Source organism: Micromonospora sp. NPDC050980 (genome assembly GCF_040653835.1).
Lineage (GTDB): Bacteria > Actinomycetota > Actinomycetes > Mycobacteriales > Micromonosporaceae > Micromonospora.
In genome coordinates this window covers 320,485-339,477 of sequence record NZ_JBFAGS010000001.1, presented here as the reverse complement: position 1 = coordinate 339,477, position 18,993 = coordinate 320,485, and the positions used below count along the sequence as shown (strand labels likewise).

Below are 18,993 nucleotides of genomic sequence, written 5' to 3'. Positions count from 1 at the left end.
CACCGGAACAGTTGTGTCGTGGGCGTCAAATAGCGGGCGCCCCGGAAGAGAAGAGAAAAGATGCTCATCAGCCAGCGACCGTCTCTCTCCGAAGAGTCGGTCAACGAGACCCGGTCGAAGTTCACCATCGAGCCGCTGGAGCCCGGCTTCGGCTACACGCTCGGCAACTCGTTGCGGCGTACGCTGCTGTCGTCCATCCCCGGTGCGGCGGTCACCTCGATCAAGATCGACGGTGTCCTGCACGAGTTCACCACGATCCCCGGGGTCAAGGAGGACGTGGTCGAGCTCGTCATGAACATCAAGGAGCTGTGCGTCAGCTCCGAGCACGACGAGCCGGTCAGCATGTACCTGCGCAAGCAGGGCCCGGGCGACGTGACCGCCGGTGACATCCAGCCCCCGGCCGGTGTCTCGGTGCACAACCCGGACCTGAAGCTCGCCACCCTCAACGGCAAGGGCCGGCTCGACATGGAGCTGACCGTCGAGCGGGGCCGGGGCTACGTCACGGCGGCGCAGAACAAGCAGGCGGGTGCCGAGATCGGCCGGATCCCGGTCGACTCGATCTACTCGCCGGTGCTCAAGGTGACGTACCGCGTCGAGGCGACCCGGGTCGAGCAGCGGACCGACTTCGACCGGCTGATCATCGACGTCGAGACCAAGCCGTCGATGGGCCCGCGCACCGCGCTGGCCTCCGCCGGCTCGACGCTGGTGGAGCTGTTCGGTCTCGCCCGTGAGCTGGACGAGACCGCCGAGGGCATCGACATCGGGCCGTCCCCGCAGGACGCCCAGCTGGCGGCCGACCTGGCGCTGCCGATCGAGGAGCTGGACCTGACCGTCCGCTCCTACAACTGCCTCAAGCGCGAGGGCATCAACTCCGTTGGTGAGCTGATCGGGCGTACCGAGGCCGACCTTCTCGACATTCGCAACTTCGGTCAGAAGTCGATCGACGAGGTCAAGATGAAGCTCGCCGGGATGGGCCTGGGGCTGAAGGACTCGGCTCCGAACTTCGACCCGGCGCACGTCGTGGACGCCTTCGGCGAGGCCGACTACGACACCGACGACTACCGCGAGACCGAGCAGCTCTAGTCCGCGCTGCCGCCACACCTGAGGAGCACCAAGCATGCCCACGCCCACCAAGGGCCCCCGCCTCGGCGGCAGCCCCGCGCACGAGCGGCTGATGCTGGCCAACCTGGCCACCGCGCTGTTCCAGCACGGCAAGATCCAGACCACCGAGACGAAGGCCCGGCGGCTCCGTCCGCTGGCCGAGCAGCTCATCACCAAGGCCAAGCGGGGCGACCTCGCCTCGCGCCGGCGGGTGCTGGGCGTCGTCAAGGACAAGGACGTGGTCTACTCCCTGTTCGACCAGATCGCGCCCCGGTACGCCAACCGCAACGGTGGCTACACCCGGATCGTGAAGACCGGTCCGCGCAAGGGTGACGCCGCTCCGATGGCGATCATCGAGCTGGTGGAGGAGCTTGCCGTCGCCGAGCCGAAGGCGAACCGGAAGACCGCCGCCCGCAAGGCCGCCCAGCAGGACAAGGTCGAGGCGCTGGCCCCGGCCGAGGAGGCCCCGAAGGCGACCGCCGGTGACCAGGACGCGGAGGCTCCGGTCTCCGCCTCCGGCGACACCGCCGCCGCCCGTGAGGACAGCGACGAGGCCACCGAGAACGACAAGGCCTGATCACACAGGCAGCATCGTCGGGCCCGGCATCCCCTCGCGGGGTGCCGGGCCCGACGCCGTCGACGGGAGGTACGAGGTGGACGACGAGCGGACCCGGCTACGGCTGGACGTCTCGTACGACGGCACCGACTTCTCCGGATGGGCCCCCCAGCCCACCCGGCGCACGGTGGCCGGGGTGCTCATGCAGGCTCTGGACCTGGTCCTCGGTGCGGGCACGGTCACCGGCCTGACCGTGGCCGGTCGTACCGACGCCGGGGTGCACGCCACCGGGCAGGTCTGCCACCTCGACCTGCCGACCGCTGTGTGGCGCGGGCACGAGGGGCGGCTGCTGCGTCGGCTGGCCCGGCTGCTGCCGGCGGACGCCCGGATACGCGCGATGACCGAGGTCCCGGCCGACTTCGACGCCCGGTTCTCGGCCACGTTCCGCCGCTACGAGTACCGGGTCACCGACGCGCCCTGGGGCGCCGAGCCGCTGCGCCGGCGGGACACCCTGGCCTGGCCGAAGCCGCTGGATCTGGCGGCGTTGAACGAGGCCGCGGCGGGTCTGGTCGGCGAGCACGACTTCGCCGCGTACTGCCGGCGCAAGGAGAACGCCACCACGCTGCGCGAGGTGACCCGGCTGGACTGGCGGCGCGACGCGGACGGGATCCTGGTCGCCACCGTGCAGGCCGACGCGTTCTGCCAGAACATGGTGCGCAGCCTGGTCGGCGCGATGCTGGTGGCCGGCGACGGTCGACGGCCGGTGGGCTGGCCGGCCGGGTTGCTGACCCGGCGGGAGCGGTCCAGTGAGGTGACCGTCGCACCCGCGCACGGACTCGCCCTGGTCGAGGTCGGCTACCCGGCCGACCCGGCCGGTTACGCCCGCCGCGCCGAGTTGACCCGCCGGCTGCGGGTGCCGGTCGCCGAGGGCTGAGCGGGCGCGCGCCGGTCGTGGCTCTGGCGCCTGCGCGGTTCCCGGCCCGTGACGTGGAACGGCCCGCCCTCCGGCGTCGTCGGGGGCGGGCCGTCGTCGCGCGGCTCAGTCGTCGGTGCCCTGCTGGCCGGCGCTGTCGTCGGTCGGGCCGTCGGTGGGTTGTCCGGCCGTCCCGCCGGCGGCCCGGTGGTCCAGCACCCCCCGGTTCAGGTGCAGCTCGACCAGGTCGTACATGATCTCGCGGGCGCGTGCGTCGTCGGTCGGGATGCGTTCCCCGTCCGCCCGGGTGACCAGGCAGAAGGCGAGGTAGTGCCCGCGTACCTGCCAGCCCACCCGGGCGGCGGCTTTCTCCACCGTCTCGGTGTCGTCGCCCGCGGGCATGCCCCGGAACCGCCCCTGCCGGTCGTCCAGTAGCGGTCGGATCCGGTCGCGTACCCGTTGGACGCTCGCCACGTCGGTCAGGTTGAACAGGCCGGCGGTGAGCAGGTGGTCGCCGTCGGGGGAGCGGAGCGTGCCCCGGACGACCTGGTTGCAGCCGAGCCGGACCAGCAGGTCGGCGATCTCCCCGGTGGCCGCGACGGCGCAGTTGGCACTCGCCTGGGTCTTCAGCACCCGGTAGGCGGGTTTTCCGTCGGTGATCACCAGTTGCTTGCCGGGGAAGACTTCCTTGACGGTGAGGGGTGCCTGGTCGGTGTCCCGGGAGTCCAGGTCGGAGCGGCCCGGCGGGTCCGCCTGCGGCGCGGTCGCCTGTGCTGTCGGTTCGCTGGCAGGGGGATTGGCGGCCCGCTCGTCGAGCAGCGCCGCGACCGCGAGGCCGGTGAGGGACAGCAGGAGCAGCACGGCGGCACCCCCGATCAGCGTCTGCCAGACCCGGCCGCCGCCGCGACGGTCGCCGTGCCGGGCGCGGGGCAGCTCGGACACGTCGGTGGCGCGGAAGGTCGGGCTGGCCGGGATCGGCACGGTGGGCCGGGTCGTCGCGTCGGGCGGCGGCGTGGGCGTCGCGGCGGGCACCGGCTGTGGTACCGGCGGCAGCGGCTGTGGCACGGGGTTGGGCTCCCCGGGCGGTGCGGGTCGACCCGGCGTCGGTGCGGGGGCGGGCGGCGCGGGGGCCGGTGCGCGGGCGTCGTCGAGGGCCGGCCGGGTGACCCGGGCCGGCGGCAGCGACGGCGTGGGGAAGCGGGAGGGCGACGGACCTGCCGGAGGCGGCGTCGCGGCCGGCCCGGGCTCCGGGTACTCCAGGAAGGCGTCCTCATCGGACTCGTACCGGTACACCATGTGGGATAGAGTAAGACCGATTGTCCCTTTCGGGGGCAATATCGGGAAATTCCGGCGGAGTGGCGTCCGCCGTCGGCCGCCGTACCGTCGCCCGGCCCGCCAAGCGCCGGTGCGAGAATGCCGGCGTGACCGGCGACCACTACTTCACCGCTGAACCCGCGACCCCGGCCCGTCCGCGCGAGGTCGAGTTCACCGTCGCCGGGCGCGACTACGCCCTCGCCTCCGCGAGCGGCGTGTTCTCCGCCGACCGGCTCGACCCCGGCACCGCGGTGCTGCTGCGCAAGGCCGACCTGCCGGGCGCCGACGTCGCCGGTCCGCTGCTCGACATCGGCTGCGGCTTCGGCCCGATCACCTGCGTGCTGGCCACCGTCGCGCCCGCCGCCACCGTCTGGGCGGTCGACGTCAACGAACGGGCCCGCGCCCTCACCACCGCCAACGCCGCCCGGATCGGCGCCGCCGACCGGGTCCGGGCCGTCGCACCGGACGACCTGCCGGCGGGCGTCACGTTCGCCCAGATCTGGTCGAACCCGCCGATCCACATCGGCAAGGCCGAGCTGCACGAGCTGCTGCTGCGCTGGCTGCCCCGGCTCACCCCGGACGGCGTGGCCTGGCTCGTCGTCGCCCGCCACCTCGGCGGCGACTCGCTGCACCGCTGGCTCGTCGAGCAGGGTTGGCAGGTCGAGCGACACGCCAGCCAGAAGGGCTACCGGGTGCTGCGGGTCACCCGGTAAACCGGTGTCGTCCGCGCCACCCGCTCGGGCAGGATGCCGGCGTGGGATACGTGGACGTGGCAGGGCTCGGGCACATCCTCCCGGACGGGCGGGAACTGTTCGGCGAGGTGTCGTTCCGGGTCGGTGAGGGCGCCAAGGTCGCGCTCGTCGGCCCCAACGGCGCCGGCAAGACGACAGTGCTCCGGATGGTCGCCGGCGACCTGCCGGTGCGCACCGGCGCGATCGCCCGCTCCGGCGGCCTGGGCGTGATGCGGCAGTTCATCGGCATGATCGGCGACGAGTCGACGCTCGCCGACCTGGCGCTGTCGCTCGCCCCGCCGGCGTTGCGCGCCGCCGGGCGTCGGCTCGTCGAAACCGAGGCGGCGATGCGGACCGCCGAGATCCGCGGCAAGTACAGCTCCGCCGCCGGCAAGGCCCAGCTCGCGTACGCGGACGCGCTGGCCGCCTGGGGCGAGAGCGGCGGGTACGACGCCGAGGTGCTCTTCGACACCGTCGCCACCATCGTGCTGGACCTGCCGTGGGACACCGCCCGGGACCGGCCGGTGCGCACCCTCTCCGGCGGCCAGCAGAAGCGCTTCGCGTTGGAACTGCTGCTCCGCGGCCCGGACGAGGTGCTGCTGCTCGACGAGCCGGACAACTTCCTCGACGTGCCCGGCAAGCGCTGGCTGGAGGCGCGGCTGCGCGAGTCCGGCAAGTCGGTGCTCTACGTCTCGCACGACCGGGAGCTGCTGGCCCAGACCGCCGACCGGGTGGTGGCCGTGGAAGGCGGCAGCGCGTGGGTGCACCCGGGCGGCTTCGCGAGCTGGCACGAGGCGCGGGTGGCCCGGCACGCCCGCCTCGACGAGCTGCGCCGGCGCTGGGACGAGGAACACCAGAAGCTGCGCGAGCTGATGCTGATGTACAAGCAGAAGGCCGCGTACAACGACGGGCTGGCCTCCCGCTACCAGGCCGCGCAGACCCGGCTGCGCAAGTTCGAGGAGGCCGGGCCGCCGCCCGTACCCCCGAAGGACCAGGACATCCGGATGCGCCTGACCGGCGGGCGGACCGGCAAGCGCGCGGTGATCGCCGAGCAGCTCGAGCTGGACGGCCTGACCTACCCCTTCGACCTGGAGATCTGGTACGGCGACCGGGTCGCGGTGCTCGGCGCGAACGGCACCGGCAAATCCCACTTCCTGCGCCTGCTGGCGCGCGGCGGCACCGACCCGGAACCGGGCAACACCCCGGTCGACGGCGTCGCCGCGCTCACCCCGGTCGCGCACGCCGGTGTGGTCCGGCTCGGCGCCCGGGTCCGGCCCGGGCACTTCTCGCAGACCCACGACCGGCCGGAGCTGACGGAGCGGACGCTCGTCGAGATCCTGTGGCGGGGCGACGAGCACCGGGCCGGCATGGACCGGCACGCGGCCATGGGGGTGCTGTCCCGCTACGAGCTGGCCGGCCAGGGCGACCAGCGGTTCGGCACGCTCTCCGGCGGCCAGCAGGCGCGCTTCCTGGTGCTGCTGCTGGAGCTGTCCGGGGCCACGCTGCTGCTGCTCGACGAACCGACCGACAACCTCGACCTGGCCTCCGCCGAGGCGCTTGAAGCCGGCCTGGGGGCGTTCGACGGCACGGTGATCGCGGTCACCCACGACCGGTGGTTCACCCGCACCTTCGACCGGTTCGTTCTGTTCCGGAGTGACGGGGAGGTGGTGGAGACGCCGCAGCCGGTGTGGGACGTCGGGTGATCGACGAGGAGGTGGCCACATGGGGCTCTGCGCGTCGGCGGGGTAATGGTGGACTGGATCCACCGGGACGTGGACCGGGTGCACCGGGTCTGGGCGGAGTGCCGGGCCGGCCGCTACACCGTGACGGTGCAGGCCGGGCACCCGCTCGGGTGCTACTTGCACGCGTACGCCGGGGAGGAGGCGCTCGGCTGAGCCGCCGGTGGTGGTTGCCCGGCGCTCGCCCGGTGGCGGCACGGCGGCGGGCATAGGGTGGATCTCGTGAGTGAGATGACCTATCGCCGGCTGGGCGACTCCGGGCTCGTGGTGTCCGTGGTCGGCATCGGCTGCAACAACTTCGGCCGCAAACTCGACAGCGACGGCACCCGCGCGGTGGTGGACGCCGCGCTGGACGCCGGGATCAACTTCTTCGACACCGCCGACATCTACGGCGAACCCCAGGGCGGCTCCGAGGAACTGCTCGGTCAGGCGCTCAAGGGCCGCCGCGAGGACGTGGTGGTCGCCACGAAGTTCGGCATGGACATGAACGGCGCGAACGGGCCGGACCACGGTGCCCGGGGCGCCCGGCGCTACATCGCCCGCGCCGTCGAGGCGTCGCTGCGCCGGCTCGACACCGACCACATCGACCTCTACCAGATGCACGAGCCCGACCCCGGCACCCCGATCGACGAGACGCTCGCCGCGCTCGACGACCTGGTGACCGCCGGCAAGGTGCGCTACCTCGGCAACTCCAACTTCGCCGGCTGGCAGATCGCCGACGCCGACTGGACAGCGTCGTCGCAGGGCCGCACCCGGTTCATCTCCGCGCAGAACCACTACTCGCTGCTGGAACGCGGCGTGGAGGACGAGGTGATCCCCGCCTGCGAGCGGTTCGGCCTCGGCATGCTGCCGTTCTTCCCGCTCGCCAACGGGCTGCTCACCGGCAAGTACAAGCGCGGGCAGCAGCCACCGGCGGGCAGCCGGCTCGCCGGCGGCGGCCGGTACGCCGAGCGGCTGGCCGCGGCGCGCTGGGACACCATCGAAGCGATCGAGGCGTACGCGGCCGAGCGCGGGGTGACCCTGCTCCAGGTGGCCATCGGCGGACTCGCCGCCCGGCCCGCGGTGACCTCGGTGATCGCCGGGGCGACCACGCCCGAGCAGGTACGCGCCAACGCCGAGGCCGGCACCTGGCAGCCCACCGACGAGGACCAGGACGCCCTCGACGCCATCCTCTAGCCGCCCCCGCCGCCCGCCTACGCCCTCTGCCGGTTGCCCGGCCGCGCGTTGCCGCGCGCGGTGCGCTGCTACGCGCTCAGGTGGGCGTGGACGTTGGTTGCGTCACTCGCGTGCCGCGCGTTGGCGGGTGCTGTGCGTCGCCGTGTGCCGCGCTGCTCGCCTTCGTCGTGCCGTGCCTCGCGCTGCTCGCCGTGGTGCTGCTCGCCCTCGCCCTCGCCTGACCGCCCTCAGGCCCATCCGCACCCGAGACACCCATACCGTTCCACCCGCAGACAGCACTCGCGACGAGTGGAACGCTGTGGGTGTCAAAAGGGCGGTGAGACACCCACAGCGTTCCACTCCACGTCGATGGCGTCGATGAGTGGAACGGTATGGGTGTCTGCGGGCGGGTTTGACACCCGTGGCGTTCCAGGGGGCACCTGGGCGCGGCGGCACGCCCGGTCCGTCGCATCCGGGGCGTGCAGCGCGCGCCTGAGCGGTGTGCCGGCCTGAGCGGCGTGCCGGCCTGAGCGGTGTGCCGGCCTGAGCGGCGTGCCCGCCTCAGCGCGGAGTGCCAGCCTGAGCGGCGTGCGCGCCTCAGCGCGGCGTGCCGGCCTGAGCGGTGTGCCGGCCTGAGCGGTGTGCCCGGCTCAGCGCGGCGGGTGCGCGTGAGCGGCACGCGCGTCAGCGGGGCGGAGCAGGACGAGGCGTGCGTCAGCGTGACCGGTATGCGTCAGCGCGTCGGGGTGGCGGCGTGGCGTTCCGCGAGGGCCTGGCGGACCAACGCGACCGTCGCCTCCGGATGGCGCAGCACGTCGGCGGCGGTGAACCGGAGGACGATCCAGCCGGCCGAGCGGAGCGCGTTGAGCCGGGCCACGTCCCGCCGGAAGTGTGCCCGCTCCCGATGGTGGTCTCCGTCGTACTCGACCGCGATGCGCAGCGCCGGCCAGGCCAGGTCGACCCGGGCCACGAAGCGCCCGCCGTGGCGCACCTCGTGCTGGGCGGTCAGCGGGCCGAGACCGGCGTCGAGGAGGAGCAGTCGGAGCCTCGTCTCCATCGGGGACTCGCTCAGTGGCTCGGCGAGCGCCAGCACCTCGCGTATCAGGGGCGAGCCCGGCCAGCGGGCGCGTGCCGCGGCGTAGTCGCGCAGGGCGGGCAGCTCCACCACCCGGCGGCGCAGCAGCGCGTCCACGGCGACCAGGGCCTCGACGCGGGAGCCGTGCCGACCCAGGTCGAACGCGGTACGCAGCGCGGTGGTGACCGGCAGCCCGGCGAAGCGGGTGCGATCCTCCTCGGGCAGCGGTGACCGCACGAGCGACATCCGGGGATGCGGGCGCAGACGGGAGGTGGTGGGCAGGAGCGCGGTCACCGGGTCGCCCGGGGTGAGCAGGTCGACACCGAACAGCCAGGCCGCGCTGCGGCCGGCCAGCGTCGCGTCCGGCGGCAACCGCAACGCGACCGCTTCGCACCATGTCCGGTGGTCGTCGGCGCGGTGCGCGTCCCGGTGCACGTACACGTCAGGTAGCAGCCGCAGCCACGTGGGACCGCGCAGCATCGTGCGGGTCAGGAGCCCGGCGGCGACCGCGCGGCTGCCCCGGAACGGCAGGTGGGAAAGGCGCTGCGGGACACGAGCGGAGATGGCCACCCGGACAGCGTGTCGTGATGCGACGCCCACCCGCCGCCCCGATCCGCCGGGTGGCGTGGTCCTGGGAAAAACGTCACCTGGTCTTCCGTACGGCCGGGGGCGCGTCGTACGGTAGGCCGCAAGTGACCCACGGGAGCCCGGTGCGGACCGGGCTGAGAGGGGGGCTGACAGCCCCCGACCGTCGAACCTGATCCGGGTAATGCCGGCGCAGGGAGGAGCGTTGCCGTGCCGTCCCTGGGACGACTGCATCTCATCACCGACACCCGGCCGGGGCGGGACCCGCTCGGCGTGCTGCGTGCCGCGCTGCCGGTGGCCCGCGCCGAACTCGTCGTGCAGGTGCGGGTGGCCGACGACGCCACCGACCGGCAGGCGTACGAGCTGGCCCGGCGGGTGGTCGAGGCGTGCCGGCCGTACGGGGCGCGCTGCCTGGTCAACGACCGGCTGCACGTGGCGCTCGCGGTGGGCGCGGCCGGTGGGCACGTCGGGGCGGACGACCTGCCGGTGGCCGCCGCGCGGCGGGTGCTCGGCGCCGCCGCGGTGCTCGGTGCGACCGCCCGGGAGCCGGGCACCGCTCGCGCGGCGGTCGCCGCCGGGGCGACCTACCTGGGCGTGGGCCCGTGCCACGCCACCACCACGAAGTCCGGCCTGCCCGCGCCGATCGGCCCGGCGGGGGTACGCGCCGTCGCCGGGGCGGTGAGCGTGCCGGTGATCGCCATCGGCGGGGTGACCGCCGGGTCGGTGCCGGCGCTGCGGGCCGCCGGGGCGTACGGGGTGGCGGTGGTCGGCGCGCTCAGCGGTGCGGCCGATCCCGCACACGCCACCGCCGAGCTGCTCGGTGCGCTGACGTGTTAACAGGGGGCCCCTCCTCTACCGGAGGCGTTAACAGGGGGCCCCTCCTTACCGAGGTGGGGGTGGTGGGGGCGGGGCCGGTGGGGCTGGCCATCGCGTGGCGGTGCGCGCAGCGCGGGCTGCGCGTGGCGGTGCACGACGACCGGCCCGGGTCGGGGGCGTCGCAGGTCGCCGCCGGCATGCTCGCCCCGGTCGCCGAGGCGTACTTCGGTGAGCGGGAACTGACCGCGCTGCTCGTCGACTCCGCCGCCCGCTGGCCCGGCTTCGCCGCCGAGCTGGCCGGGGCGAGCGGCGTCGACCTGGGCTATCGCACCGAGGGCACGCTCGTGGTCGGGCTCACCGCCGACGACCTGGCCGAGGCGGGGCGGCTGTGGTCGTACCAGCGGGGGTTGGGGCTGCCGATCACGCCGCTGCGCCCGTCGGCGCTGCGCGACCGCGAGCCGGCGCTGGCGACCCGGGTGCGCGGCGGCGCGGTCGCGCCCGGCGACCACCAGGTCGACCCGCGCCGGCTGGTCACCGCGCTGCGCGTCGCGGCCGAGCGGGCCGGCGTGGTGTTCCGGCCGGCGCGGGTCGGCGCGCTGTCCGAGGTGGACGCCCGGGTCATGGTGGTCGCGGCCGGCTGCGGCGCGGCGGCGCTGACCGGGCTGCCGGTGCGGCCGGTGAAGGGGCAGGTGCTCCGGCTCCGCGCGCCCGGTGGCGGCCCGCCGGGCTTCCGGCACGTGATCCGGGGGTACGCCGACGGCGAGCCGGTCTACCTGGTGCCCCGGGACAGCGGCGAGGTGGTCGTCGGGGCGACCGTCGAGGAACGCGCGGACACCGAGGTCACCGCCGACGGCGTGCTGCGGCTGCTCCGCGCCGCCGTGGAGCTGGTGCCGGAGCTGACCGAGTACGAACTCGTCGAGGCGGCGGCCGGGCTGCGCCCGGGCACCCCCGACAACGCGCCGGTCCTCGGGGCGCTGCCCGGCCGGCCCGGCGTGCTCGCCGCCACCGGGCACCACCGGCACGGCATCGTGCTGACCCCGGTCACCGCCGACCTGCTCACCGATCTGATCGTCACCGGCGAGCCGGACCCGGCGCTCGCCCCCTTCACCCCGGACCGGTTTCCGAAGGAGCCCCTGTGGAACTGATCGTCAACGGCACGGGACGGACGCTGCCCGACGGCGCCACGGTGGCCGACGTGGTCCGCGCGGTCACCGGGCAGCGGCGCGGCCTCGCGGTCGCGGTCAACGGCGAGGTGGTGCCGCGCGGCGGCTGGTCGGCAGGCGTGCTGCGCGACGGCGACCGCGTCGAGGTGCTCAGCGCGGCGCAGGGCGGGTGAGCGGGATGACCTTGGAGATCGGCGGGGTCGCGTTCGGCTCCCGGCTCGTCCTCGGCACCGGCGGCGCGGCCAACCTGCACGTGCTGGAGGCGGCGATCCGTGCCTCCGGCACCGAGCTGGTGACCCTGGCGCTGCGCCGGGTGGACACCGCCCCGGGCGGCACGGGTGGGCTGCTCGACCTGCTGGAGCGCTGCGGGGTGCGGCTGTTGCCGAACACGGCCGGCTGCCGGACCGCGGTGGAGGCGGTGAAGACGGCGCACCTGGCCCGGGAGGCGTTCGACACCGACTGGGTGAAGCTGGAGGTGATCGGCGACGAGCGCACGCTGCTGCCCGACGGGGTGGAGCTGCTGCGCGCCGCCGAGGACCTGGTCGCCGACGGGTTCACCGTGCTGCCGTACACCTCGGACGATCCGGTGCTGGCCCGGCGACTGGCCGACGTGGGCTGCGCGGCGGTGATGCCGGCCGGTTCGCCGATCGGCTCCGGCCTGGGCATCGGCAACCCGCACCACATCCGGCTGATCCGGCAGGCGGTGGACGTGCCGGTGATCCTCGACGCCGGCGTCGGCACCGCCTCCGACGCCGCGCTCGCGATGGAGCTGGGCTGCGACGCGGTGCTGCTGGCCAGCGCCGTGACCCGGGCCGCCGACCCGGTGGCGATGGCCACCGCCATGCGGCACGCGGTCGAGGCCGGCCGCCTTGCCCACGGCGCGGGCCGCATCCCCCGCCGTGACCACGCCCTCCCGTCCACCCCCGACGAAGGCCGACCGGCCCTGTGACCGCCGCCGGTGTCACCGCTCCCGGCGATCGTGGTACGGGGGCGCCCTCCGAGCAGCGGCCACGTACCAAGGTCTACGCCGGCCCGACCGGGGTCGTGGTGCTCACCGACCGACGCGCTGTCCAGGGGGCGCTCGTCGAGGTGGTGGCGGGTGCCGTCGGTGGGGGAGTGCGGTGGGTGGTGCTGCGGGAGAAGGACCTGCCCCGCGCCGAGCGCCTCGCGCTCGCCGTCGAGTTGCGCGCGATCCTCGCCGACGTGGACGGCACGCTCGTCGTGGCCGGGCCCGATCCGCTCGACGGGGACGCGGTGCACCTGCCCGCCGCCGGACCGTACCCGCCACCCGCCGCCGGACTGGTCGGTCGCTCCTGCCACGACACCGCCGAGCTGGCCCGGCTCACGACCGAGCACTACGTGACGCTGTCGCCGGTCTACGAGACCCGCACAAAGCCCGGCTACGGCCCGGCGCTACGGCCGGCCGGACTCGCCGCCCTGGCGAAGGCCAGCCCCGTGCCGGTGCTCGCCCTCGGCGGCATCGCGACCCCGGCCCACATCAGCGCATGCGTGAGGGCGGGCGCCAGCGGAGTAGCAGTGCTGGGCGCGATCATGCGTGCCGGCGACCCGAAGGAAGCCGCCGCCACGCTGGGCAGCGCCTTTCAGGAGGCGGCCACCGCAACCAGGAGAGAAGAGCAGTGACGCCGACGACAGTCCTCACCATCGCCGGCTCCGACTCGGGGGCGGGCGCCGGCATCCAGGCCGACCTCAAGACGTTCGCCGCGCTCGGGGCGTACGGGACCAGCGTGCTCACGGCCGTCACCGCACAGAACACCCGGGGGGTGGACGCGGTCCTGCCGTTACCCCCGCAGACCGTCCGCGACCAGCTCGACAGCGTGCTCGGCGACTTCGACGTCCGAGCCGTGAAGACCGGGATGCTGGGCACCCCGGCGGTCGCCGACGCGGTGGCCGAGGCGGCCCGCGGCGGCCGGCTGCCCCACCTGGTCGTCGACCCGGTGCTGGTCGCCACCAGCGGGCACCGGCTCGGCGTGGTCGACGCGGTCGAGCGGCTGCTGCCGTACGCCGAGGTGGCGACGCCGAACTGCGCGGAGGCCGCGGCCCTCACCGGACGCCGGGTGGGCACCGTCGAGGAGATGGTCGCCGCGGCCGAGGCGCTGGCCGCGCGCGGCCCGGCGTTCGTGGTGGTGACCGGCGGCGACGTGGACGCGGCCGGCGAGTCGGTGGACGTGCTGACCGGCGGCGGGACGACGCGGCTGCTGCGCGCGCCCCGGGTCGCGACGCGACACCACCACGGCACCGGCTGTTCGTTCGCGGCGGCCGTCGCGGTCCGGCTGGCCGCCGGTGACGCCGCGCCGGTCGCGGTGGCCGCCGCCAAGGAGTACGTGACCCGCGCGCTCACCGGCGCGCGGAGTTGGGCGTTGGGCGCGGGACACGGCCCGCTGGACCACTTCGGCTGGTCCGCTTGACCGACAGGGAGGCTGTCATGCAGGCACGTCGCAAGGTGTACGTGGAAGGGGCCCGGCCGGACGTCCGGGTGCCGTTCGCCGAGGTGACGCTGACCGGGGACAACCCGCCGGTGCGGCTCTACGACACCTCCGGTCCCGGCTCCGACCCGCAGGTGGGGCTGCCCGCGCTGCGCGGGCCGTGGATCGCCGAGCGGGGTGACGTCGCGCCGGTCCGGGGCGCCGGCACGCCGCTGGCCGGGGCGGACGGCAAGCGGCCGACCCAGCTCGCGTACGCGCGGGCCGGGACCGTCACGCCGGAGATGGAGTTCGTGGCGATCCGGGAGGGGGTGACGCCGGAGTTCGTCCGGGACGAGATCGCGGCCGGGCGGGCGGTGCTGCCGCTCAACGTCAACCATCCGGAGTGCGAACCGGCGATCATCGGCAAGGCGTTCCTGGTCAAGGTCAACGCCAACATCGGCACCTCGGCGGTGACGTCGTCGGTGGCCGACGAGGTGGAGAAGCTGACCTGGGCCACCCGGTGGGGCGCGGACACCGTGATGGACCTGTCCACCGGGAAGCGGATCCACGAGACCCGCGAGGCGATCGTGCGCAACGCGCCGGTGCCGATCGGCACCGTGCCGATCTACCAGGCGTTGGAGTCCGTCGGCGGCGACCCGGTGAAGTTGAGCTGGGAGGTGTTCCGCGAGACGGTGATCGAGCAGGCGGAGCAGGGCGTCGACTACATGACGGTGCACGCCGGCGTGCTGCTGCCGTACGTGCCGCTGGCGGTGGACCGGGTGACCGGCATCGTCTCCCGGGGCGGTTCGATCATGGCGGCCTGGTGCCTGGCGCACCACGAGGAGAACTTCCTCTACACCCACTTCGCCGAGCTGTGTTCGCTGCTCGCGAAGTACGACGTGACGTTCTCCCTCGGTGACGGGCTGCGCCCCGGCTCGATCGCGGACGCCAACGACGAGGCGCAGTTCGCCGAGCTGCGCACGCTCGGCGAGCTGACCAGGATCGCCTGGGAGTACGACGTGCAGGTGATGATCGAGGGTCCGGGGCACGTGCCGATGCACAAGATCAAGGAGAACGTCGACCGCCAGCAGGAGTGGTGCCACGAGGCGCCGTTCTACACCCTCGGGCCGCTGACCACCGACATCGCGCCCGCCTACGACCACATCACCTCCGCGATCGGGGCCGCCATGATCGGCATGTTCGGCACCGCGATGCTCTGCTACGTCACCCCGAAGGAGCACCTCGGGCTGCCCAACCGGGACGACGTCAAGGCCGGCGTGATCGCCTACAAGATCGCCGCGCACGCCGCCGACCTGGCCAAGGGCCACCCGGGCGCGCAGGCGTGGGACGACGCGCTGTCCAAGGCCCGGTTCGAGTTCCGCTGGGAAGACCAGTTCAACCTGGCGCTGGACCCGGAGACGGCGCGGGCGTACCACGACGCGACGCTGCCGGCCGAGCCGGCGAAGACCGCGCACTTCTGCTCGATGTGCGGGCCGAAGTTCTGCTCCATGAAGATCACCCAGGAGCTGAAGGACTATGCGGCGCGGGGCATGCGCGGCAAGTCCGAGGAGTTCGTCGCCGCCGGCTCCCGGGTCTACCTGCCGCTGGCCTGAGCTGCCCCGGGGCCGGGCCGTCGACCGGCTCGACCCCGGGCCGGTCAGTCGCGGTGATGCCGGCCGGTGCGCAGCGACCGGGCGTCGTCGGCGTTGTCGTCCGCGGCGAGACCGGCGACCCAGTCGACGTACTCGTCGTCGCCGGTGGCGGTCGGCCCGGCCGTCTCCTCGGCCGGTGCCGGCTCGTCCTTGGCCCGGTTGCGCCGGAACAGGCCACGCCGGGCCTTCGACTTCCCGGCGGCTGGCTCGGCGTCGTCCGCTCCGGCGTGCCGCCCCCGGGCCGTCTCCGGGTCGATTCCCGCAGCGCCCGGTGCGGCCTGGGCCGGTGCGCCCGCGCCCGGCCCGGCGTCGGTGGCCCGGTCCGGCCCGGGCACCCGGGATGCCGCCAGCCCGGCGGGGCGGGCGTTGGTGGCGAGCGCGTCCCACCCGGCGCTCCGGCCGGGTTCGGGCAGGCCCTGGTGCCGGGGGCGGGGCGTCGGTTCGGCCCGGGCGGACGGGTCGTCGCCGCCCCGACCGGTGGCCGGCTGGCCCGGCGCGGCGGCGTCACGCGGTCGCGTCGGCAGGCCCGGCGCCGGCGTGATCGGCCAGGCCGGTCGCACGTCGCCCGGCCGTTCGGTGACGTCGTCGAAGATGGGGAATCGCGGCCGGGGCGACGTGGCGGGCCGGTCGGCCGGCTCCGGGTCGAAGAAGAAGCTCCGCCGGCCACCGGCGGGCCGCCCGGTCCGTGGCCCGGCCGGATCGTCGGTGCCGTCCGGATCGTCGGTGCCGTCCGGGTCGGAGGCGGAGGCGCCGCCCGGGGCGGACGCGCCGGAATCGGTGGCCTCGGCGGGCGCCGGGGCGGTGTCGCGCCGGGGCGCGGGCGTCGGGTCGGCGTCGGTCCGGGCGGGGCGCGGGGCGACGGTGCGCCCGGAGCGGCCGGTTCCGGTCGGCTCGCCGGCCGCGGCGTCCGTCGCCGCCGCCGCGTGAGGCGGCGAGTCGCCGGTGACGTGGTCTCCCGCGTGCGGCAGCCGCCCGGTGTCGTCGAGTTCCCTGCCCGGCCCGGTGGTGGCACCCACCGGCCCGGCGGCATCGGTGGCCGGTGCGACGGCGTCGCCGGTCGACCCTGCGGTGCCCGGCGCCGCCTCGACGGCGTCGCCCGTCGACCCTGCGGTGCTGGTCGCCGCCATGACGGCGTCGGTCGCCGGCGGGGCGGCGTCGACCGGCGGTTCGGCGCCGGCTGCCGCCGGCCCGGCGGCGATCCCCGGGCCGGGCGTGTCGTGGCCGGGTGGAACCGCGCCGGCCCTTGGCCGCGGGTCCGGGCGACCGGCGGCGAGGACGTCGATGGCGGAGGTCCGCCGGCCCGGCGGCAGCAGACCGGGCATCGGTGAGCCGTGCGCCGGAGCCTCGCCGTCCCACGCCACCGCCGGACGCGCGGGCGGGTCGGCCGGTCCCGGGCCGACGTGCGGGGCGCCGGCGGACCCCCCGGCCTCCGGCCAGTCCCAGTGCGCGGGGGCCGGAGCGCCGGCCGTCGCCGGCGTCGTCGTGGCCGGGGCGGGCGTGCCGGCCGGCGGCGGCGCGCTGGCCGGCAGCGGCACGTCGGTCGGCAGCGGCGCGAGGATGTCGGTGGGGTCGACGGCCTCGGCTGCGGTGGCGGGCCGGGGGAGCACCGTGGTGGCGGTCGAGCCGAGCGCCCCGGCGACGATCGCGATCAAAGCGCCGTAGTAGGGCGCCAACTGGTAGCGGTCGCTCGACGTGCCCGGACCCGCGGTCAGGTAGGCGAAGGCCACCAGCACCGGCCCGGCCGCGCCGGTCGCGCCGCCGACCAGCGGCGGGTGCCCGGCCCGGCGGGCCAGCACGCCGAGCGCGCCACCCGCGAGCAGCGCCAGCGTGGGCAGCAGCAGCATGGCCAGGCGTTGCGCCGCCCCGGCGTCGAGCCAGGACGGTTCGAGGACGCCGAGCCGCACGGTGGCCAGCGGTCGGTTGGCGACGATCCCGGGGGCGACGGAGAGCAGCGCCAACAGCCAGACGATCGCGGCGGTGAGCGCGACGCCCCAGCCGAACGGTGGCTTGAGCAGCACGGCGATCGCCGCGCCCGCCCCCACCACCGCGCCCAGCACGGCGCAGATGCCGGCCGCCCACACCGGGTCGGCGGAGCCACCCAGCTCGGCGGCGCGGGCCGGTTGCATGCAGAGCGGGGCGACCACGACCGCGCCCAGCGCGCTGACGCCGGCGATGGAGAGCAGCTCCGTGGTGCCGCCGGGACGGTCGTCGCGGCGGGCGAAGCGTTCGGTGAGGACGGCCCCGGCGACGGTGGCGACCGCGGCGAACCAGGCGACCCAGCCGAGCTGGGCGGGCCACCGGTTGACCGAACCGTCGACGAACGCGCCGTCGAGGCGGACGACGCCGAAGCCGTACGCGATGCCCAACTGGCCGGCACCGGCCAGCACACTCACCCCGAGCGCCGTGAGCAGCAGCCTGCCCCACGTCCGAAAGGCCATGTCGGGCACGTTACGGCCCGGTGGGGTGGTTCGCCACCTTGCCACCGCGCGGCGCGGCGAACCGCGCCGGCGTGGCTACTTCAACTCGACCAGACGGGCGAGGTATGTGGTGTCGCCGACGTTGGTCAGCATGTGCACCGCGCCCGGGTCGCGGTAGACCACCCCGCCGGTGGGCTCGTCGGCGTCGATCGTGGTGCCGTCGATCGTCTGCACCACGTTCTTCGCGCCCTGGACCGCCACCACCAGATACGGGTGGTCGTGCCGGTGCAGCGGCTGCCGTTCACCCGGCTCCAGCCGGATGTGCCAGACCCGGACCCGGTCGTTCTCGTAGACGATCTCCTGGCCCACCGGGCCGAGTTCGAGTTCGGTGGAGAGTTCGCTCATCGCGTTCCGTCCAGTTGGGGGAGCACCTCGGCGGCGATCAGCTCCACGTGGTCGAGGTCGTCGAAGTCGATCAGCCGCAGGTGCACCCGGGTCGTCCCGACCGCGGCGAACTCACCGAGCCGGTCGACGAGCTGGGCGGGGGAACCGACCACCGGGTCCTCCGGCGGGAGCGCGCTGGTGACGTGCAACGGGGCGGCCCGCCGGTGCGCCTCGGCGTCGGTGCGGCCGATCGCCACCACGATCCCGGCGGAGAGGGTCAGCGGCGCGCGCCCGGAGGCGTCCCGCCCGGTGCGGTCACACGCCTCGCGGACCCGCTCGTACGCGGCGGCCGTCTCGGCGACGCTCTTGAACGGCATGTTGAACTCGTCGGCGTACCGGGCGGCCAGTTCGGGGGTGCGCTTCGGGCCCCGTCCGCCGACGATCACCGGCGGGCCGGGCTGCTGCACCGGCTTGGGCAACGCGGGCGCGTCGACCAGCCGGTAGTGCTCTCCGCTGTAGCTGTACGTCTCCCCGTCCGGGGTGCGCCAGAGCCCGGTGGCGATCTCCAACTGCTCGGCCAGCCGGTCGAACCGCTCGCTGACCGGCGGGAACGGGATGCCGTACGCGGTGTGCTCGCGTTCGAACCAGCCGGCGCCGATGCCCAGCTCCACCCGGCCGCCGCTCATCCGGTCGACCTGGGCGACCATGACGGCCAGCGGCCCGGGGAGCCGGAACGTGGCGGAGGTGACGAGCGTGCCGAGCCGGATCCGGGACGTCTCCCGGGCCAGCGCGGCGAGCGTCAACCAGGCGTCGGTCGGCCCGGGCAGCGCCGGCTCGTCCCCCATCGCCCGGTAGTGGTCGGCGCGGAAGAAGCCCTCGAAGCCGGTCTCCTCGACCAGCCGGGCGAACCGGAGCTGGTCGTCGTAGTCCGCGCCGCGGTGGGGTTCGGTGAAGACCGAGACCCGCATG

The 18,993-nt window shown here is 74.9% G+C and carries 19 protein-coding genes and 1 riboswitch; of the genes, 14 read left to right on the top strand and 5 right to left on the bottom strand.

What is annotated here, in order from left to right; translation table 11 throughout:
* The first annotated feature begins 60 nt into the window (after window positions 1-60).
* The 3 genes from AB0H28_RS01570 (at window position 61) to truA (ending at window position 2,591) form a co-directional block, all read left to right on the top strand.
* Window positions 61-1,083 (top strand): DNA-directed RNA polymerase subunit alpha, encoded by a 1,023-nt coding sequence (locus AB0H28_RS01570; RefSeq protein ID WP_358032677.1) that lies wholly within the window; start codon window positions 61-63, stop codon window positions 1,081-1,083.
* Between the two features lie 34 nt (window positions 1,084-1,117).
* Window positions 1,118-1,678 carry a 50S ribosomal protein L17 gene (rplQ, locus tag AB0H28_RS01565; protein WP_358032675.1) on the top strand — a complete coding sequence of 187 codons (561 nt, stop codon included), beginning with the start codon at window positions 1,118-1,120 and terminating at the stop codon, window positions 1,676-1,678.
* A gap of 76 nt (window positions 1,679-1,754) precedes the next feature.
* On the top strand, window positions 1,755-2,591 hold the full coding sequence (gene truA, locus AB0H28_RS01560) for a tRNA pseudouridine(38-40) synthase TruA (RefSeq protein ID WP_358032672.1): 837 nt from the start codon (window positions 1,755-1,757) through the stop codon (window positions 2,589-2,591).
* A 105-nt stretch (window positions 2,592-2,696) separates the two neighbouring features.
* Here truA and AB0H28_RS01555 read toward each other — a convergent pair whose 3' ends face one another.
* Window positions 2,697-3,866, bottom strand: a complete 1,170-nt coding sequence (locus AB0H28_RS01555) for a hypothetical protein (RefSeq protein WP_358032669.1) — start codon at window positions 3,864-3,866, stop codon at window positions 2,697-2,699.
* Window positions 3,867-3,991: 125 nt separating this feature from the next.
* On the opposite strand from AB0H28_RS01555, the gene AB0H28_RS01550 reads away from it, so the two are divergent.
* From AB0H28_RS01550 to AB0H28_RS01535, 4 genes are read left to right on the top strand one after another with little or no spacing between them, the layout of a single operon-like run.
* Window positions 3,992-4,597 carry a methyltransferase gene (locus AB0H28_RS01550; RefSeq protein WP_358032667.1) on the top strand — a complete coding sequence of 202 codons (606 nt, stop codon included), beginning with the start codon at window positions 3,992-3,994 and terminating at the stop codon, window positions 4,595-4,597.
* 41 nt (window positions 4,598-4,638) lie between these two features.
* Window positions 4,639-6,318, top strand: a complete 1,680-nt coding sequence (locus tag AB0H28_RS01545; RefSeq protein WP_358032664.1) for an ATP-binding cassette domain-containing protein — start codon at window positions 4,639-4,641, stop codon at window positions 6,316-6,318.
* Window positions 6,319-6,363: 45 nt separating this feature from the next.
* Window positions 6,364-6,510 (top strand): hypothetical protein, encoded by a 147-nt coding sequence (locus tag AB0H28_RS01540; protein WP_358032660.1) that lies wholly within the window; start codon window positions 6,364-6,366, stop codon window positions 6,508-6,510.
* A 57-nt stretch (window positions 6,511-6,567) separates the two neighbouring features.
* Complete coding sequence (locus tag AB0H28_RS01535; protein ID WP_358032657.1) at window positions 6,568-7,530, top strand: aldo/keto reductase; 963 nt, start codon at window positions 6,568-6,570, stop codon at window positions 7,528-7,530.
* Between the two features lie 712 nt (window positions 7,531-8,242).
* Here the strand turns inward: AB0H28_RS01535 and AB0H28_RS01530 are convergent.
* The gene (locus AB0H28_RS01530; protein WP_358032654.1) at window positions 8,243-9,154 is read right to left on the bottom strand and encodes a DUF559 domain-containing protein; all 912 of its coding nucleotides are present in this window, start codon (window positions 9,152-9,154) and stop codon (window positions 8,243-8,245) included.
* Between the two features lie 119 nt (window positions 9,155-9,273).
* A riboswitch (TPP riboswitch) is annotated at window positions 9,274-9,385 on the top strand.
* Here AB0H28_RS01530 and AB0H28_RS01525 point away from each other — a divergent pair.
* From AB0H28_RS01525 to thiC, 7 genes are all read left to right on the top strand, one after another.
* Window positions 9,380-10,006 (top strand): thiamine phosphate synthase, encoded by a 627-nt coding sequence (locus AB0H28_RS01525; RefSeq protein WP_358032650.1) that lies wholly within the window; start codon window positions 9,380-9,382, stop codon window positions 10,004-10,006. It overlaps the preceding riboswitch by 6 nt.
* Window positions 10,000-11,130, top strand: a complete 1,131-nt coding sequence (thiO, locus tag AB0H28_RS01520) for a glycine oxidase ThiO (RefSeq protein ID WP_358032647.1) — start codon at window positions 10,000-10,002, stop codon at window positions 11,128-11,130. Before AB0H28_RS01525 ends, thiO begins: the two co-directional genes overlap by 7 nt.
* Entirely contained in the window at window positions 11,121-11,321 is a 201-nt protein-coding gene (thiS, locus tag AB0H28_RS01515) for a sulfur carrier protein ThiS (RefSeq protein ID WP_358032644.1), read from the top strand. The genes thiO and thiS overlap by 10 nt, the downstream gene beginning before the upstream one ends.
* Window positions 11,318-12,097: a thiazole synthase gene (locus tag AB0H28_RS01510; RefSeq protein WP_358032642.1), complete on the top strand. Its 780-nt coding sequence runs from the start codon at window positions 11,318-11,320 to the stop codon at window positions 12,095-12,097. The genes thiS and AB0H28_RS01510 overlap by 4 nt, the downstream gene beginning before the upstream one ends.
* 95 nt (window positions 12,098-12,192) lie before the next feature.
* Window positions 12,193-12,789, top strand: a complete 597-nt coding sequence (locus tag AB0H28_RS01505; RefSeq protein ID WP_358033813.1) for a thiamine phosphate synthase — start codon at window positions 12,193-12,195, stop codon at window positions 12,787-12,789.
* A complete protein-coding gene (gene thiD, locus AB0H28_RS01500) occupies window positions 12,786-13,574 on the top strand; it encodes a bifunctional hydroxymethylpyrimidine kinase/phosphomethylpyrimidine kinase (RefSeq protein WP_358032638.1) in 789 nt (262 codons plus the stop codon). Before AB0H28_RS01505 ends, thiD begins: the two co-directional genes overlap by 4 nt.
* Window positions 13,575-13,591: 17 nt before the next feature.
* Window positions 13,592-15,184 (top strand): phosphomethylpyrimidine synthase ThiC, encoded by a 1,593-nt coding sequence (gene thiC, locus AB0H28_RS01495; RefSeq protein ID WP_358032635.1) that lies wholly within the window; start codon window positions 13,592-13,594, stop codon window positions 15,182-15,184.
* Between the two features lie 44 nt (window positions 15,185-15,228).
* Here the strand turns inward: thiC and AB0H28_RS01490 are convergent, their stop codons facing one another.
* From AB0H28_RS01490 to AB0H28_RS01480, 3 genes are all read right to left on the bottom strand, one after another.
* Window positions 15,229-17,661 (bottom strand): hypothetical protein, encoded by a 2,433-nt coding sequence (locus tag AB0H28_RS01490; RefSeq protein ID WP_358032633.1) that lies wholly within the window; start codon window positions 17,659-17,661, stop codon window positions 15,229-15,231.
* A 75-nt stretch (window positions 17,662-17,736) separates the two neighbouring features.
* Window positions 17,737-18,045 (bottom strand): cupin, encoded by a 309-nt coding sequence (locus AB0H28_RS01485; RefSeq protein ID WP_358032631.1) that lies wholly within the window; start codon window positions 18,043-18,045, stop codon window positions 17,737-17,739.
* A complete protein-coding gene (locus tag AB0H28_RS01480) occupies window positions 18,042-18,992 on the bottom strand; it encodes an LLM class F420-dependent oxidoreductase (protein ID WP_358032629.1) in 951 nt (316 codons plus the stop codon). The genes AB0H28_RS01485 and AB0H28_RS01480 overlap by 4 nt, the downstream gene beginning before the upstream one ends.
* Window position 18,993 lies beyond the last annotated feature (1 nt).

Coding starts and splice junctions, on each gene's coding strand:
- thiC (WP_358032635.1), top strand. CDS start 13,592: ATGCAGGCACGTCGCAAGGTGTACGTGGAAGGGGCCCGGCCGGACGTC.
- AB0H28_RS01480 (WP_358032629.1), bottom strand. CDS start 18,992: ATGCGGGTCTCGGTCTTCACCGAACCCCACCGCGGCGCGGACTACGAC.
- rplQ (WP_358032675.1), top strand. CDS start 1,118: ATGCCCACGCCCACCAAGGGCCCCCGCCTCGGCGGCAGCCCCGCGCAC.
- AB0H28_RS01570 (WP_358032677.1), top strand. CDS start 61: ATGCTCATCAGCCAGCGACCGTCTCTCTCCGAAGAGTCGGTCAACGAG.
- AB0H28_RS01555 (WP_358032669.1), bottom strand. CDS start 3,866: ATGGTGTACCGGTACGAGTCCGATGAGGACGCCTTCCTGGAGTACCCG.
- AB0H28_RS01540 (WP_358032660.1), top strand. CDS start 6,364: ATGGTGGACTGGATCCACCGGGACGTGGACCGGGTGCACCGGGTCTGG.
- AB0H28_RS01485 (WP_358032631.1), bottom strand. CDS start 18,045: ATGAGCGAACTCTCCACCGAACTCGAACTCGGCCCGGTGGGCCAGGAG.
- AB0H28_RS01490 (WP_358032633.1), bottom strand. CDS start 17,661: ATGGCCTTTCGGACGTGGGGCAGGCTGCTGCTCACGGCGCTCGGGGTG.